Genomic DNA, 17168 nt, shown 5'->3' with positions numbered 1-17168 from the left:
ACCATATATTTACATGGCACTCCTTTACACAAGCAGAACATGATGAGATCTTATCAAAAGTAACCATCGATCCAAGTTTTAAGAACTTTGATACTTGGACACAAAACCATAATATGGACCTTATGGTATTAAGCGCAGGTTTTCGGTATTATATTGATTACGCCATGGACCTTGAAGCCTTGTCTCACATACCCATCATTACCAATGAAGGCAGCTTTATCGAGGGCCATTTTGAAATGGAAGGCATGGATAAATCTTGGTTCTACCATAAAATCTATGGTGTAGACAAAGAGAAGGTGGTCCTTCATTACAAGAAAAAATACAAAAAAGTATATTTTGCCGGTGACTCTGAGCCGGATTTTAAGGCAGCACTTGCAGCGGACCTTCGTTTTGCTAAGGGAGAATTACGAGAGCTTCTAGAAGCGGACGGTCATACCTATTATCCTTTTGAATCATTTGCAGATATCATAGGTATATTTGAATCATTAGAGGATAGGCATTCTAACTAAAGTAGAGGGAGATCAACCATGGATTCTATGACAGAAAATTTCTTAGAGCTTTTTAACCAACTGGAAACCGCCTTAAAAACAAAGTTAAGAAAGAACAACCATGTACCCTATAGTGTACTGGTCCATGAAGCAAGCCTAAAAGACGTTTTTATAAGAAAGCACAAATCCATGTTAAACAGTCTAGGTGATCTAAGAAATGTCTTGGTGCATGGAGAGGGTAATGACATCATTGCCATCCCATCAGAAGCGGCGGTAAACACCCTAAAGTCCATTGTGGAAAAATATACAAAACCCAGTCCACTCTACAGCAAAATCAATCATAAAGTCGTAAGAACCCAATCCGATAGAAGTCTGGCGGATGCGCTGATTCTAATGAGAAAGCATGATTATACCAAGATTCCTGTATACAAAGGAGAAACATACATGGGACTTTTAAGTGGTAATATTGTTGCAAGATGGATGGCTTCCAATATTGGCGAAGACGGAGAAATCACAGAAAGTTTGAAAAAGGTCACCTTAGAAACCCTACTCACTTTATATGAAAAAACCGACACCGTGGTTTTTATACCAAAAGATATGGACATCTTTGACTTTATTAAACTAAGCCGTAAGAAAAAAAGCAAGCTCAGTCTTTATATTATGACCCAAAGTGGAGACCGCAATGAAAAACCACTGGGCATCATAACAGCCTATGATTACCCAAGACTTTTACACGAGTTGGAACTATAAGACATAGATTGGAGCTCAGTATGAAGATATCACTTATCAGTGTCGGCAAAATCAAAGAAAAGTATCTTAAAGATGCAATAAGCGAATACGCCAAAAGATTATCCGCCTATTGCAATCTTGTATTTATAGAGGTTGGAGATGAAAAAGCACCGGAGACCTTAAGCGATAAGGAAGCCATACAGATCAAAGAAAAAGAAGGGGAGAAAATCCTCTCAAAAATAAAAGAAAATCAATATGTTTTTGCCTTAGATCTAAGTGGAAAGCAAAGAACTTCAGAAGCCTTTGCCAAAGAACTTGATCAGCTACAGATCTATGGTAACAGTAATCTGGTCTTCGTCATTGGTGGCAGCCTTGGCCTAAGCCAAGCGGTCATAAACAGATCCAATACCCAGATTTCCTTCTCTAAAATGACCTTCCCCCATCAATTGATGAAAGTCATCCTATTAGAACAGATCTATAGAGGGTATAAAGTTATAAGGAATGAACCGTATCATAAATGAGGCGGTTTTTTCTTTGGTATTATCTTGGATATATTGGATAATAGTAGAAATTACTCTATAGCATTTGCTTAATCATCTCTTTATTGGGCTTTTCTAACCGACAAAAAGTGATTCTGGAATTGGTTAGAATGATATTGATATAGATCATGAAATGTTGGAAGCAGAAGTATAGTTCTATATGTTATTCTCTCTATTTCTCGTATAATATTCTCAAAAGGGGGATTATACAATGGCTTTTGTAAAAAGGCTTATATCATCAGTGCTTATTTTCGGCTTGTTGATAGGCATAAAGTCAAGTGATGTCGTAACTGTCGAACTTATAAATCTTGACATTATAGTTCAATCATGTCAAGAAGATGAAGATTTGCCACATGGATGGTAAAGGATTAATAAGGAGAGAAAGAATGAAAAAAATCAGTAAAATATTAAGCTTAGTTGTTGCGTTTGTACTAGTTATGAACATGATTGGGTCAGTTAGTATTTATGCAAAAGAAAATGATGTACTTAGCAAAAGGCATGAGAAAGCATTTAATATGGCAATCAAAAAAATTGTAGAAGTAAATGGATTAGATAAATCTACTACAGCCATACTAAAAGCTCAACTTAAACCAGTGATCTCAGAAATGGATAACACTCAACTAAAAGAATTGACTTTAGAAATGGAATCTCTTGAAGAGGATTACTCTAAAATGATGAAATCGAATGATTCTGCTAGTAGTCAAATGGTGCAGATTGAGTCTATTGGTATTCGCAGTAGTTCCAGTGTGATTTTTCAGGCAACTTATGTGGGCAAGGGAATTGCACCTTTAACAGGGTTAATGATTACAATGAATCAAGCTGGATTTGATGAATTGATAGACCTTATTGCCATAGGTGGTCCAGGAGCAGCAGCAGTTCAAGCATTTCTTATAGCACAAATTGGATGGTGGGGTACAATGCTTGGTGTAACAATCGCGACATATCTTCTAGCACAACAATTTGTTATTAAGTATCAACTAAGAAGAATAGGGATTGCAACTATACTTGTATAGAAGAAAGCGAATGAAAGGATAATTATGAATAACTTAGGTCTTAGAATCTTTATGTCACTTTATTTTTTGATATCATTGTATATTGGAATAGTATGGGGAACTGATGTACTTGGCTTAATTACACCAATATTTTCAATCATATTTGCGGTTTTGTTAATCATTCACCCCAAAATCATTATTTCCTATGATGGTATAAAAGCAAAAGCTATTCATTTTAGAGTCTTTGGAATTATGGTTCTTCTAATTGTCTTCATTAGTAGACTTCTTTAGTACTTTAGATTTTTAAGCTGCTTTAATTTATCAGCAATAGTATTTACAACTTGAATATGCAATAAAAAGTGTCGCTTTAATATTGAAACCTATCAAAAAGTTATTATATAGAAAAAACCGCATTAAGGTATAGTACGGTGAACCATATCATAAATAGTGAGAAAATCAAAGAAACACTTTAATTAATGATTAAGTAAATATAAGGTTAATAGAGAGACAAATCAATCTCGAGATAAACTGCACCCCAAATGTTAGATAAACAACTAACTTTAGGGGTGCATTTCAATATCAAGAGGTGGTGCCTTTTTATATTCTCTAGGAAAGTCATACTTTAGTATTCAGCCTTGAAGCGTGGCAGAATACGTCAAGGTCCATTCCTTTCGAACCGTTCAGAAATATGAGCAGAGCTCATAACGAAGCGAAGCTTCTTTTCTTCTTTGTCTAAAAACCTATTGACCATACTGGTCGGTGGAAGTATAATGAAGCTAATAAGACTTAAGTAAGTGGAATGGAGATGGACGTTTTTGGCAGATATATTAGATAAAATGAGTCCGGATAAAAAGGTGCGTCTAATCAAGGCAGCTATGAAAGAGTTCGGAGAAAATCGCTTTGATAAAGCCTCAACCAACGTCATTGTTAAAGAGGCAGGTATATCCAAAGGACTCTTGTATCACTACTTCAGTACCAAGGAAGAACTGTACAATTATATTTTTGATTACGCCGTTAAAGCGGTAGCAATACCCATTGCAGAACAGATTGGTTTAGAAGATAGGGACATCATAAGGCGGATAGAACGGATTACTAAGTTGAAAATGAAGATTCTCAATGAAATACCTGCCTTATTAGATTTTTCAAAAACCATGTATGCAGGAATGGATTATGAAGAGATTAAGAAAAGCGTAGAAAAATATAATCCCATACCTTTAGATATGTATTACAGTCATAATATCGACAGCACACTTTTTAAAGAAGGGGTGGATGTGGTTATAGCCATTAGAACCATTCAGTATACTTTGGAAAGATTGGGAGAAATCTATAGGGTACAGCGTAACATGGGCATCGAGCCGGATATGGATCATATCTTTCGTGAAGTAGAAAGCTTTTTGGCTCATTTTAGGAAAACGCTATATAAATAAAACAATAGGTCGGTACGCCCCATGATCGACTCTAATCAATAAACAGCTGTCAAAATGATTTTGGAGGTTATTATGAAGAAGAAATTGATTATCGCATTTGTTATATTCATCTCTATAGGTCTAGGTCTTTTTTATCTATTAACCATGGGTAATATCGGCGTCAAATATAATACGGTCGAAGTGATGAAAGCTGAAGCTGGCATATATGTTCAGGATGTAGGTAGAATCAGTTCCAAGAACATCAGAAGGTATTACGGCAACAGTGTAGATAAGGTTGCAGAGATAAGTCTAAAGCTAGGCGATTATGTAAAAAAAGGACAAGCCCTTATTATATATGAAGCAGATACGGATACACTTGATCTTGAAGTTCAGCAGATTGAAAAGCAGATTGAAGCCTTAGAAGCCGTTTATAAGGATGCAAAGTCTGGCACAGACATACAAAGTATTAACAACGCCAGAATAGAAATCTCCAAGATCGAAAGCCAATTAGATATAGCAATTAAGGATAAAGACAGAATAGAAACGCTTTACAATGAAGGCATCGTACCCCACATTGAACTGGAGCAGTCGTTAGAAAACTTAGAAAAGTTACAAAGTAGTCTGGAGATTGCACGCAACAACTATAATCGCCTAGCAAAAGGCATATCAGGAAATATAAGGCAAAAATATGAAGCAGACATTGATGCCTTGCTTCTATCCATTGAGATCTTGGAAAAAAGAAAAAAAGACAATATCATATACGCAGATACAGAGGGCATCGTAACAGAAATAAACACCTTTGAAGGGGATAAACCCTCTGCCGGCATCATGATGCTAGAAATACAAGACCCAACAGAAAAAGTAATATTGGTTGATTTTATGGTGGAAGATGCCATCAAGATGCGTCCGGGCCTAGAAGCCAGAATTGAGGACCCCAACCTAGACCTTAAGATCGATAATCTCAAGGTGAATCAGATCCACCCAAAAGCCTTTGTAACCTTATCAGAGCTTGGGGTAAAAGAGAACCGCCAGACAGTGCAGGTTGATCTACCCACATCTGATCATACATTAGCCTTTGGACTTGAAGTTGAGACCATGGTCATGATTGAACCGCCAAGAGAAATCTTGCTTATACCCGTAGGCGCTGTAGTAGAAAAAAATTCAAAACAATATGTAGAGATAGTTCTTGAGGGTGAACCGGTTGAGCGAGAGATTGCAACCGGCATACGTATAGAGGACAACATAGAAGTAATAAAGGGCTTAGAAGAAGGCGACCAGGTCATATTGAATTATCAGAACGAGTAAATAATAAACGGATCGTCATAAATAATTCGGATCAAAGCAGAAGGGATGAATAGGATGATAAAAGTCAAAAACCTGTATCATTCATATAATAATGATGATAATTATGCAGTGAATGATGTTAATTTTGAAATCAAAAAAGGTGAAATCTTTGGATTCTTGGGTCCTTCAGGTGCCGGAAAATCAACAACCCAGAACATCCTTGTAGGTCTTCTTCAGCTGCAAAAAGGTGAGGTTGAGGTCGCAGGCTATGATGTCAAACACATTAAGGATAAGATGTTCAATAAGATTGGCATGTCTTTTGAACAATCCAATGTTTACAGCAAGATGTCCGCTATAGAAAATCTTGAATTCTACAGAAAACTATTTGATGTAAAGACCAGAGACCCCAAAGAACTCATAAAACTTGTAGGCTTAGATGGCAAAGAAAATATAAAGGCAGGCAATTATTCTAAGGGGATGAAGCATCGGCTCACCTTTGCAAGATCCATGATCAATAACCCAGAGTTATGGTTTCTGGATGAACCGACCACAGGACTGGATCCATCCATTGCGGCGAATATAAAGGATATCATCAAACAAGAGAACAAAAAAGGCGCCACAGTATTCTTGACAACCCATAACATGTACATTGCCGATGAACTGTGTGATCGTGTGGCCTTCATAGTGGATGGAAAGATAAGGCTGATTGACTCACCAAAAGCGCTAAAGCTCAAATATGGTGAAAAGCTGGTTGAAATGGAATATTTCAAAGATGGTGAACTCATTAAAGACCACTTCTCTACCGTTATTGAATCGGAAAAAGCTAGAATCATAGAAGTCATCAAAAATTATGATATTCAGACCATGCATACCAAAGAAGCCACTCTAGAGGAAATATTCATAAAAGTCACTGGAAGGGGATTGGTTTAAATGAAACTCTGGTATAGCTTTTCAAAAGAGTTGATTTTATCTTCAAAAAGCTGGTATTTTTATATTGAATTGGGAATGGCCCTTGTACTTTTGGTGATTCTTGTATTTATTGTGCCTGAGGATTTTGACAGTAAGGGAAAAGACTATCTCTATCTGGACTTGCCACAAGTTGTGCAAGAAAGATATATGAAGAACTTACTTGAAGAAGACTTGGACGGATTTGCAGACCAGGTAGAATTGGAGGCGGACAATCAAACCTATAAGGCGATGCTATATGAAACAAAAGAATCTAAAATATACTTGCTGGAGAGTAAAGAAGCACTGGATGCCATTTCAAACTCGGAAAGGGTCCCGGTGGTGCACGCGCGCGTCAATGAAAACAAGCAGATTGTTTATACATATTATTTACAAGGTTATGAGACCAGGAAACTTCAGAACCTCCTATTGGTGTATCATAATCGACTGGCAGGGCATGATGTCATTGAAGAATACTCAGACAACATAGAAGTCAGACGTCTTTATGAGGACAGCGCACCCTTAAATGACAAAGAAAACATGATACCGGTATTTCTAACCTTCAATGGCAGTTTAATGAGCCTGTTCATCATTGCGGCTTATATTTTCCTGGATAAAAATGAAGGCATTATTAAGGCATATGCCATAACCGCATCATCCGTTTGGCATTATTTATTAAGTAAGATCGGGGTCATCATCGTGACAAGCATTATGACCAGCCTCATTATTACCCTGCCGATTATGGGGAATCAACCCAACTATCTGGCCATGATGCTGTTTCTGGTGACTTCCGGATTCTTTGCAGCATCCCTCGGTCTTCTGCTTACAAGCTATTTTAAGGATATTGTTGAAGCCTTTGGGACTATGTACATTGTCATTGTGATTATGATCATGCCCAACATCTCCTATTTTACACCAAGTTGGGATCCGGATTGGATAAAAATCATACCAAGCTATGTCATGCTACAAAGTTTCAAAGATATTATAAGCGTAGGCGGTAACATGACTTATGTGGTGCTTGCATCCCTAGCTTTTTCAATGCTGGGACTGGCTATTTTCATACTGGCAAACTATAGATTCAAAAAGACACTGTCCTTGTAAAGGAGCGTCATAAAATGATAAGAAAAATCATCATTATATTTTTACGGGATTTGAAAACCAGTGTACGGAACTTCATCACCTTGTACATTCTTGTTGTACCGGTAATTTTTGCCATCCTCATTAATGTGTTTTCTCCTGGTATTAATGACACCACAGTTGAAATCCTTTTGCTGGAAGGAGAAAATCCTAAGCAAGTGGATTACTTCAAGCAGTTCGCAAAAGTGGAGCTATTAGAGAGCTTAGAGGCAATCCAGGACCGGGTTAGAAAAAGAGATCATATCGTTGCCATACTGCCAGGCACTTCAAAAGACTATTATATCCTGACACAAGGCAATGAACCGGACTATGTTGTGGATTACGTAAAGAATTTGGCTGCCTTTGCCCATTATGATATTGGCATGGAGGATTCGGCAGCTGAGATTCTAACATATGGCAGAGAGATACCGCCACTAAAAAAACTCATGGTCAATACAGCCATGATCTTTACTTCAATCCTCGGTGGTATGATTATAGCTTTAAATATTGTTGAAGAAAAAACAGATAACACCATCAGTGCTATCCATTTGTCACCGGTATCTAGAATCGGATTTATAGCCGGAAAAAGCATGATGGGGGTGGTGATACCTGTGGTGGGAAGCATACTATTATTGATCATCACGGGCTTTGGTGATATTAACTTTTTCCATATTTTTTTCATGGTGACAACCTCGTGTATTGTAAGCATCCTTATAGGGTTTATTGAAGGCATCAACAACGATGATGTCATGAACGCAGCAGGGAACATGAAATTGCTTTTTTTACCTTTATTTGGGTCCATTGCCGGTGTAGAGCTTTTAGCAGATAAATGGCAACCTCTCTTTTACTGGATACCCTTTTACTGGACCTATAAGGGCAATGACTTAGTATTATCAAATAGAGGGTCATGGATGGAGATTATGAAACATTCAGGCATCGTTCTGGGTATAAGTATCCTGGTATTTCTAATATTAGCACCCAAAATAAGAAAAGGATTAGAGTGAAACTTAGTTTTGGCATCTTAAATATAAGTAAATATTAAAGGAGTAATGGATAATGAAAGTATGGGCAATTGTATCAATCCTATATGCTGCAGTGGTTATTGTGCTTGCAATAACAAAGCCGGCAGCAATCTGGAATATGAAAAAAATCCGGATATTTGAAAAGCTTCTTGGGGTCAAAGGTACAGAGATATTCTTTTATGTTTGGGCTTTGATTTTTCTTGTATTGGGCGTCTGGTTATTTACAAGATAGTTTTACCTTAACAAAAAGCAAAAGCATGAAATAATGAAGCGGTATAAAGAATAAATAGAAAAAAGCAAGAAAGAATACCTAATTAGGATTCTTTCTTGCTTTTTTCTATTCTGAGTTTATGGATGCTGCTGATTATACCTTAAGTTCACTTACCTCATCGGAGGCGTCAAGAGATTTGTTCTGAGACTGAATACATTGAATAATCTCTTCCATGAAAATGAAAAAAATAGTTCTAGATTTCTCGTGAGGTAGTAAATGACTAGGTTGGGGATATTTGGATAACCAGAAGACCCGGTCACATTGAGCAAAAAGTGCCGTATTGTACTCTTCGACGACAATGGTGACATCACAACCCTTGTTTTTGGAAGCGTGATAGACATTTTCAAAAGAGTGGAAAGTACCTGTAACGGTAAAAATAACAAGTAAACTTTTCTCATCCACCATAGAGGCTACTGAGATCTCATCGGATACAGCAATAACCATTTTATTGGAGCAAGTACGAAGTCGATACTCAAAATACTGAGCGCAGATTAAGGAAGGGCCATAGCCAAAGAGGACGATCTTCTTATGACCTTCAATCAGTTCAAGGAACTCATCAATCATCGTCATATCAAAGTCATCAATAAATTGACGAAGTCGGTTCAATTCGCCGGACGCTTTAGGATGGAATATTTCTTCGCCATATAAAAAATGCATATATTGTTTGTAGTTATTAAAACCGAGTTTTTTCACAAATTTAGAGATCTTAGAAGTAGAACAGTCACAAATCTCGGCGGCTTGATGGATACGAAAAGGCGGATTAGACTTTGAGTGCATAAAAAGTCGGTCGTATATTTGTCTTTCAAGGGGATTCAGATTTCGTAAATCGGTATTAATCATAAGGTCATTCGCCTCTTTCTTAAGAATCCAACAGTACTTTTCAACTGATTTTAGCATTATAAACCCTATTTGTAAAGGTTGAGATATGTACAAGAAATCATTGAAAATCATAATAAAAAGATATATACAAGCCATGACAATGGAAACATTTCCATTTAAACCACTTTAAATCATTTAAAATAGAAAAGTTTCTATATTTTTCTTGACTTTTACTGGCTCGCTCCATATAATGAAATTAGAATCATATGGTTGCTTCATTGAATGGAACCATGAAGCACATTCCTTAAAAGAAAATGTCAATGATACAAATCAGGAGGTCAAAGATCGTGAATAATAATGAAATTGTCGAAAGCTTAGTAGTATTACTCTCAGAAGACCAGGTCAATACAAACCAAGATGACTTATATGATGCTTCTGCAGACCGTTACAAAAAGTATGCAAAAGCCAGAAAAGTTTTGGATGTACCCATGCCGGTAGCTATTGTTTACCCGAATACAACAGAAGAGGTAAGTCACTTACTAAAGTATTGTAATGAAAATCGTATAAATGTAATACCAAGAGGCGGTAAAACAGCGACAGAAGGCGGTCTTGAAAACTGGAAAGAAAATACCGTAGTTATTGATGCAAAAAACCTGAATAAAATCGTAAAAATAGATTCATATAATATGCAAGCAACAGCCCTTGCAGGCGTTGAGTTACAAACGCTAGAAGATGAGCTACGCAAGATCGGCTACACAACGGGTCACTCTCCTCAGTCTAAGCCGGTAGCTAAAATGGGTGGTCTTGTTGCGACAAGAAGTATCGGTCAATTTTCTACTTTATATGGTGGTATAGAAGATATGGTCGTAGGCCTTGAATGTGTATTCCCAGATGGTCATATATCAAGAATCAAAAACGTATCAAGGCGTGCAGGCGGACCGGATATAAGACATATTGTTATTGGGAATGAAGGCGCTTTGTGCTACATAACAGAAGTCACAGTAAAGATCTTCAAATATTTTCCAAAAAACAATAAGTTCTTTGGTTATCTCATAAAAGATGTTGATACAGGCATCAAAGTATTAAGGGAAGTTATGGTTAACGGCTACAGACCTTCTGTTGCAAGAACATACTCAGAAGAAGACGCAGCACAGCATTTTTATCATTTCCACAAAAACAAATGTGTCCTCTTATTTATGGCAGAAGGAACAGAAGGGATTGTTAGTGCCACCTGTAAAGGCATTGAAGAAGCGGTAGAAAAATTCAAAGACGGTATCATTGAGCAAGTGGACAGTCAACACATTGAAGATTGGTTTAATCATCTGAATTGGTCTCAACAAGATATTGATGATGAGTATGAAGGTATGATGGAAAAAGATGCCCATGCAGGATTTACAACGGAGATCTCAGCAGATTGGGAGACCATTCCCAAAATCTACGACGCAGTCATCAAACGCGTAAGAGAAGAATTCCCAAGAGCCCATGAACTTACCATGTTAGGTGGTCATTCATCTCATAGTTACATCAATGGAACCAATATGTATTTTGTATATAACTATGAAATCAGCTGTGCACCGGAAGATGAAATGATGGTATATCACCATCCGATTCAACGTATTATTGTTGAAGAAACAATCAAAGCAGGTGGATCTATGTGCCACCATCATGGGATAGGGAAGTTCAGAAGTGAATGGACCCGTGATGAGCACGGTTCAGCATACTATATGCTTGAAAAACTCAAAGAAGCATTTGATCCAAAGGGCATTATGAATTATGGTACTATTTTCCCTCAAGAAGAGGGTATTAATAAGTATATAAAGTAAAAGGGTGTAAAGTAAAACGTAACTTATCCATAGTTTCTTGCATTTGATCTATCCGAAAACCATTACGGGTCAAATGCAAGACAACACAAAAATCAAACAAATGTTGGAGGGTTTTATGAAACAAAGTAATTTCAGACGATATTTTCAGTTTTTTCTAATCATTCTTGCTGCCGGTGCCATCTATCCTGTTATTTACTTAAGGACCAATTATCAAGTCACTTTACTTGAAGTATTTGACTTATCACAAGTACAACTGAATAATTTTTACTCAATGTTAGGCATGGCTTATATTATCGGCTATATTCCTAGTGGTCTCATCGCGGATAAGATTTCGGCCAAAAAATTAATTGGAATCTCATTAATCGGTGTTGCAGCATGTGGCTTCTGGTTTGCTCAGATTCCAAGCCCTGCTTCTGTTAGTATTATTTTCTTTTTATGGGGTATTTTCTCAGTATTTACCTTCTGGAGTTCTCATTTGAAGGTAGTCAAAATGCTTTCAAGATCCAATGAAGAAGGACGATTTTTTGGTATCCTAGATGGTGGACGTGGTGTTGTTGAAGCCGTCATGGCCAGTATCGGTCTTGGTATTTTTGCTGCGATTCTTGGCAACAGTGAACTTATGGCAGACAAACAAGCAGCCATGGTTGCGGTAATCTACTTATACTCGGCAGTTGTTTTAGCAGCGGGCATCTTGATCTTAATCTTTGTTGATAATGATGAAAAGCTTAATTCAATGTCAGAAAACACTGGTGAACGTTCAGAAAATGAAAAATTTCATCTTAAAGATGTTGGTAAGCTTCTCAAGAATAAGTATGTTTATTTAATGGGTGGTATCATTTTCATGGGTTATGCCGTCTTCTGGACCGTATATTATATTGGTGGATTCTTGCAAAGTAATGTAGGCATTGACGCAGTAACCGTTGGTACAATCACAGTTATTATCTTATGGATGCGACCTGTTGGTGGATTCATTGGTGGCTTTGCAGCAGACCGTTTTGGTAGAACCAAAACAATCAGTTTTGCGCTCATTGGTGCAGCAGTATTCTTGACAATCTCAGCGATGCTGCCGGTATCATCACCACAAACCATGTTTGCAATGGTTGCAGTAGTTCTAGGCATCTTCCTATATATGATTCGTGGCACGTATTGGTCACTTCTTGGTCAGTCCAGGATTGAAGTTGCTATGATGGGAACAGCGATTGGTGTAATTTCCTTTATTGGGTACTTACCGGACATCATTTTACCTCAAATGAACAACTTCTTATGGGCAACCTTCGGAGATAATGGTGGTTATAATGCTTACTTCATTGTAAGTGCAATCTTTGGACTTCTAGGAGTTGTTATTCTTACAGTCTATGCTAAGATGAATAGTAAAGAAAAGAAAATGGAAAAAGACTTAGAGCCAATTCAAGAAGTTCTATAATAGATAAATGTTAAGGTGTCAAAACGATGTAGTTGAAGTTAGTTTTGATCCTATAACTGTAAAAGTATATTAAGTAAAGAGGAAGTGATTAAATGATGAGGCTAATCTGTATAGTAAAATTTGTTCCAGACGTGGACAACTTCAAATATGACTACGAGAACAATGTGCTAATCAGAGAGAATGTTAGATTAACACTGAATCCTGATGATGCTTGTGCTGTCGCTTTTGCTCTAAAAGTGAAAACCCAGTACCCAAAGACGCATATTGAAGTTGTAACGATGGCACCGATATCTGTTAAGCCTCACATGGAAGACTTATTACGACTGGGGATAGATCGTGGCACGATTATTTCAGATAAGATGTATGTTGGCAGTGACACTTATGCCACCAGTTTGGTTCTTGGAAGATACTTATCGTCCCAAGCTTATGATGTTATCTTATCTGGCACCCATGCTATTGATGGTGACACATCTCATATACCGGCACAACTGGGTGATTTACTTGGACTGAATCAAATGTCTGGAATCATTAAAGTAGATGAAGCGGCACTTAGTCAGACTTTGGCAGTATTTGAAGTTGAGACAGAGGATAAGATCGCTACATATGAGATGAGGTTGCCGGCAATACTCAGCTTGACGAGAGAAAGCAGTTATAAGTTGCCTTACATAAAACGTCAAGATATGGACTTGGATGTCACAAGCCGATTGAAGATCTTATCCAATGAAAGCTTGGGTTTTAAGGCGGATGAAGTTGGTATCAAAGGGTCACCTACAAAAGTTGCAAAAACGTATACAAAAGAATTCAATCAGAAGGAACACACCGTCATTGGTACAGACGATGAAGGCATTACCCTCGTGTATGATTTCCTAAAAGAAAAAGGATATATTTGATATGAAAAGTTGTTTGATATATATCGATCACAAAGAAATACAAAATTCCATAGATCTTTTAGAAGTAGCGAGGCAGATTTTTAAGGATGAACCTTATGAAACAACAGGGGTTGAGTTTGAAAATCAGGACCTAACCCCTATTGAAGGTTTTGATTACCTAATTAAGGTTCATCATCTTAAAATTAAAATATATGACCAAGTAGCTGTGACGGATGTGATGGTTCAGCTACAAGAGGCTAACGCATATGATTGTATCCTGATACCTGCAACCTATTATGGTCGTATCTTAGCACCACGATTGTCGATGCACTTAGGCGTTGGCTTAGTTGCGGATGTGACAGCTATTGGTCACTATAACAACGAACTTGAAATGATCCGTCCAGCCTTTAGTGGTAGAATCATGGCAGGAATCGTATTAAGAAGTCAAAGCCCAATCATGATGAGCGTTCGACAAGGTGTTTTTCATTATGAAGGTCAGAATAATAAAGATACAAAGATGATGAAATACATTCCGACCCATGTAAAAGAAGGTGGTATTTCATGCTTGTCCGTAAAAAAGAAAGAACAAATCTACGATATTAGAGAAAGTGATGTCCTTATTTCTGGTGGTGGGGGTGTTGTAAGAAGTTTTCATCATCTTGAAAAATTAGCCACAAAGCTAGGTGGACAAGTCTCAGCAAGTCGAAAAATCGTCGATCAAGGATTAGCAACAAGAAGTATCCAAGTAGGTCAATCAGGAAAAACAGTAAGTCCGAAACTGTACATTGCACTTGGTATTTATGGATCGATACAACATGTTGAAGGATTAAAAAATGTCCAACACATGATTTCAGTTAACATCAACCGAGATGCACCTATATGCAGCTTATCAGATATTGTGGTTGAAGGCGATGCGGTGGCTTTTATCGATGGATTGATGAAAAAAATTGAAGAAAACGAAGGTACTGTACTATAACTATAAGATTCCTTATTTTTGAATAGGGACACACTGGGAGGTTGTAAAATGAATATATCAGATTTTAATATGGATTTCTTTTCACTAAAAGGCAAAAATGCAATTGTAACAGGTGGTAATGGTGGCTTAGGACAAGCGTTCACAACGGCACTTGCAAAAGCAGGCGCAAATGTATTGGTGCCAAGTCTTGCAGATGATGATGGATCAACGAAAGCATTGGTTGAAGCCTGTGGCGTTGAATACAAGTTCATGGAGGCAGATATTACAGGTGATGGTGAATGTAAACGAATTGTTGAAGAATGTGTCAATACTTGGGGTAGTATTGATGTTCTCGTCAACTGCGCAGGCATTAGCATCAATGTACAAGATGTGACACAATATACAAGAAAAGAATGGGATAAGATGATCGCCATCAACCTAACGGCAGCATTTGAAATGATTCATGAATCCTGTAAGTTCATGATCAAACAAGAAAGTGGTAAAGTCATTAATATTGCCTCTTTATACGCATTCCTTGGAGGACAATGGTCACCCGCGTATGCTGCAACAAAACATGGTATTGTAGGATTGACAAAATCCATGTGCGACGAGTTAGCGCAGTGGAATATCCAAGTCAACGCGATAGCGCCTGGATATTATGCAACACCTTTAACAGAAATGACAAGAAAAGATGAGAAGCGCAATGCAGAGATTCTAGCCCATATTCCGGCAAACAGATGGGGATACACAGCAGACCTTATGGGTGCTACTGTATTCTTAGCGAGTGCGGCTTCCAATTATGTTAATGGTGCAACGCTTACAGTAGACGGCGGCTACTTAATGCGATAAATCAACCCATAGATAAAATCATATTTGTATAGGAGAAGGTTATGACAGATAAGTATATTATTGCAATAGATGGTGGTACACAAAGTACGAAAGTAGCTGTGTTTGATGTATTTGGTACAGAAGTTTGTTCTCACACGGTACAACTTAGGGAAATAGAGCTTAGTGAGAATGGTAGGGCGGAGCATCCGGATGATGATTTGTGGGACAGTTTGAAGACGGCATGTCAAGAAATGTTTAAAAAGTTTCATGGAGACAAGAACAACATAATAGGTGTAGGTCTTGGTTCCATTAGGTGTTGTCGTGCTTTAATTAAGGAAGATGGCAACTTAGCATCACCAGTTCAAAGTTGGATGGACCTTAGATTGTCAAGACCCTATGAGCATGATGATGATGCAGTAAAATATGTAACAACGACAACCGGTTACTTAACCCATAGGTTGACCGGAGAGACAAAAGATACCAGGTCCAATTATGTTGGTCCATGGCCCATAGACCCTATAACTTTGGAATGGTTCGAGGACAAAGACAAATTCGATGCGTATACGACACCAAGAGAAAAGCTTTTTGATTTAGTGGATCCATCGGTCGTCATGGGAAAGGTAAATGCCTTTGCAAGCGATGCGACAGGTATCCCACTAGGTATTCCGGTAGTATCGACAGCGAATGACAAAGCGGTTGAAGGACTTGGCGCAGGTCTTGTAAATGACGGTACTGTCTTGGTATCACTTGGCACCTACATCACTTCTATGATGGTTGGTGAAAAAAACAACATGGATAGCGTGAATTTTTGGAGTAATCCAGGCGCAACCAAAGGTGAATTCCTATATGAAAGTAGCGGTATCCGAAGAGGTATGGCAACAGTAACTTGGATCAAAGAACTTTTAGGAAGCGACATTGTTAACGCAGCCAAAGAACAAGGTATATCTCCGGAAGCGTATTTGAATATATTAGCCAGTGATGTACCTGCTGGTTGTGACGGCTTATATACGATACTAAATTGGTTGGCACGTCCGAATCAGTTACATGAACGAGGTATGATGATTGGGTTCAATGGTACCCACAAAGGCCCTCATATGTTCCGTTCAGTATTAGAAGGGATTGCCTTAACCATGAAAAACCATGCTCAAGCCATGTGTGATGAACGAGGTATTGAGTTATCTAATATTATTGTTAGCGGTGGCGGATCCAATGGCGAACTGTTTATGCAGATATTTGCGGATGTCTTTGGAGTACCTGCACATAGAAACGTAGTAAACGGTTCAGCCAGCATGGGAGCAGCTATTTGCGCAGCATTGGCCCTTGGTGTGTATAAAGATCGACAAGAAGCCATCGATCATATGATTAGACGTAAAGATACTTTTATCCCGATTGATAAAAATGTAGAACTTTATAGAAAAATCAATGAGCAAGTATACCAACATATTACAGCGCATACCGACGAATTATTGAAAAAGTCCTATGAAATATTTGGATAAATACCCTATAATCATGCATTGATATCATAACATATTTAATAAAGGTTAAGGTGTCAAAACTATATAGTTGAACTTTTGCATACAATATATAGTTATGAATGCATCAACGTAATCTATATATTGTATGTAAATTTAGTGAAACTTAGTTTTGACCCTTTAACCA

General features: G+C 37.7%; 17 protein-coding genes. 16 read left to right on the top strand and 1 reads right to left on the bottom strand.

Annotation, left to right across the window (positions count from 1 at the left end; genetic code table 11):
- The 10 genes from AC6F8J_RS02055 to AC6F8J_RS02010 form a co-directional block, all read left to right on the top strand.
- Positions 1–509: hypothetical protein (locus AC6F8J_RS02055; RefSeq protein WP_500720577.1), on the top strand; the 509-nt coding region annotated here is incomplete at its 5' end.
- A gap of 18 nt (positions 510–527) precedes the next feature.
- The gene (locus tag AC6F8J_RS02050) at positions 528–1238 is read left to right on the top strand and encodes a CBS domain-containing protein (RefSeq protein ID WP_500720576.1); all 711 of its coding nucleotides are present in this window, start codon (positions 528–530) and stop codon (positions 1236–1238) included.
- A gap of 20 nt (positions 1239–1258) precedes the next feature.
- Positions 1259–1738 (top strand): 23S rRNA (pseudouridine(1915)-N(3))-methyltransferase RlmH, encoded by a 480-nt coding sequence (gene rlmH, locus AC6F8J_RS02045; protein ID WP_500720575.1) that lies wholly within the window; start codon positions 1259–1261, stop codon positions 1736–1738.
- A gap of 404 nt (positions 1739–2142) precedes the next feature.
- Positions 2143–2769: a hypothetical protein gene (locus AC6F8J_RS02040; RefSeq protein WP_500720574.1), complete on the top strand. Its 627-nt coding sequence runs from the start codon at positions 2143–2145 to the stop codon at positions 2767–2769.
- 794 nt (positions 2770–3563) lie between these two features.
- A complete protein-coding gene (locus tag AC6F8J_RS02035; RefSeq protein ID WP_500720573.1) occupies positions 3564–4175 on the top strand; it encodes a TetR family transcriptional regulator in 612 nt (203 codons plus the stop codon).
- Positions 4176–4247: 72 nt separating this feature from the next.
- Positions 4248–5459, top strand: coding sequence for a permuted SH3 domain-containing protein (locus tag AC6F8J_RS02030; protein ID WP_500720572.1), 1212 nt, complete (start codon positions 4248–4250; stop codon positions 5457–5459).
- A 54-nt stretch (positions 5460–5513) separates the two neighbouring features.
- Positions 5514–6368 carry an ATP-binding cassette domain-containing protein gene (locus AC6F8J_RS02025; RefSeq protein WP_500720571.1) on the top strand — a complete coding sequence of 285 codons (855 nt, stop codon included), beginning with the start codon at positions 5514–5516 and terminating at the stop codon, positions 6366–6368.
- Positions 6369–7484, top strand: a complete 1116-nt coding sequence (locus AC6F8J_RS02020) for an ABC transporter permease (protein WP_500720570.1) — start codon at positions 6369–6371, stop codon at positions 7482–7484.
- Positions 7485–7498: 14 nt separating this feature from the next.
- Positions 7499–8503: an Rv2686c family ABC transporter permease subunit gene (locus AC6F8J_RS02015; protein WP_500720569.1), complete on the top strand. Its 1005-nt coding sequence runs from the start codon at positions 7499–7501 to the stop codon at positions 8501–8503.
- A gap of 52 nt (positions 8504–8555) precedes the next feature.
- Positions 8556–8753 carry a hypothetical protein gene (locus AC6F8J_RS02010; protein WP_500720568.1) on the top strand — a complete coding sequence of 66 codons (198 nt, stop codon included), beginning with the start codon at positions 8556–8558 and terminating at the stop codon, positions 8751–8753.
- A 132-nt stretch (positions 8754–8885) separates the two neighbouring features.
- Here AC6F8J_RS02010 and AC6F8J_RS02005 read toward each other — a convergent pair whose 3' ends face one another.
- Positions 8886–9689 carry an SIS domain-containing protein gene (locus AC6F8J_RS02005; RefSeq protein ID WP_500720567.1) on the bottom strand — a complete coding sequence of 268 codons (804 nt, stop codon included), beginning with the start codon at positions 9687–9689 and terminating at the stop codon, positions 8886–8888.
- 269 nt (positions 9690–9958) lie between these two features.
- Between AC6F8J_RS02005 and AC6F8J_RS02000 the strand changes: the two genes are divergently transcribed.
- From AC6F8J_RS02000 to AC6F8J_RS01975, 6 genes are all read left to right on the top strand, one after another.
- Positions 9959–11434 (top strand): FAD-binding protein, encoded by a 1476-nt coding sequence (locus AC6F8J_RS02000; RefSeq protein ID WP_500720566.1) that lies wholly within the window; start codon positions 9959–9961, stop codon positions 11432–11434.
- Between the two features lie 115 nt (positions 11435–11549).
- Entirely contained in the window at positions 11550–12857 is a 1308-nt protein-coding gene (locus AC6F8J_RS01995; RefSeq protein WP_500720565.1) for an MFS transporter, read from the top strand.
- A 92-nt stretch (positions 12858–12949) separates the two neighbouring features.
- Positions 12950–13747 (top strand): electron transfer flavoprotein subunit beta/FixA family protein, encoded by a 798-nt coding sequence (locus AC6F8J_RS01990; RefSeq protein WP_500720564.1) that lies wholly within the window; start codon positions 12950–12952, stop codon positions 13745–13747.
- A 1-nt stretch (position 13748) separates the two neighbouring features.
- Positions 13749–14702: an FAD-binding protein gene (locus tag AC6F8J_RS01985; RefSeq protein WP_500720563.1), complete on the top strand. Its 954-nt coding sequence runs from the start codon at positions 13749–13751 to the stop codon at positions 14700–14702.
- A 48-nt stretch (positions 14703–14750) separates the two neighbouring features.
- The gene (locus tag AC6F8J_RS01980; RefSeq protein WP_500720562.1) at positions 14751–15530 is read left to right on the top strand and encodes an SDR family oxidoreductase; all 780 of its coding nucleotides are present in this window, start codon (positions 14751–14753) and stop codon (positions 15528–15530) included.
- Positions 15531–15571: 41 nt separating this feature from the next.
- Positions 15572–17005, top strand: coding sequence for an FGGY-family carbohydrate kinase (locus tag AC6F8J_RS01975; protein ID WP_500720561.1), 1434 nt, complete (start codon positions 15572–15574; stop codon positions 17003–17005).
- Positions 17006–17168 lie beyond the last annotated feature (163 nt).

It is taken from the genome of Petrocella sp., assembly GCF_059865615.1.
This window is presented reverse-complemented; position numbering and strand designations above follow the sequence as displayed.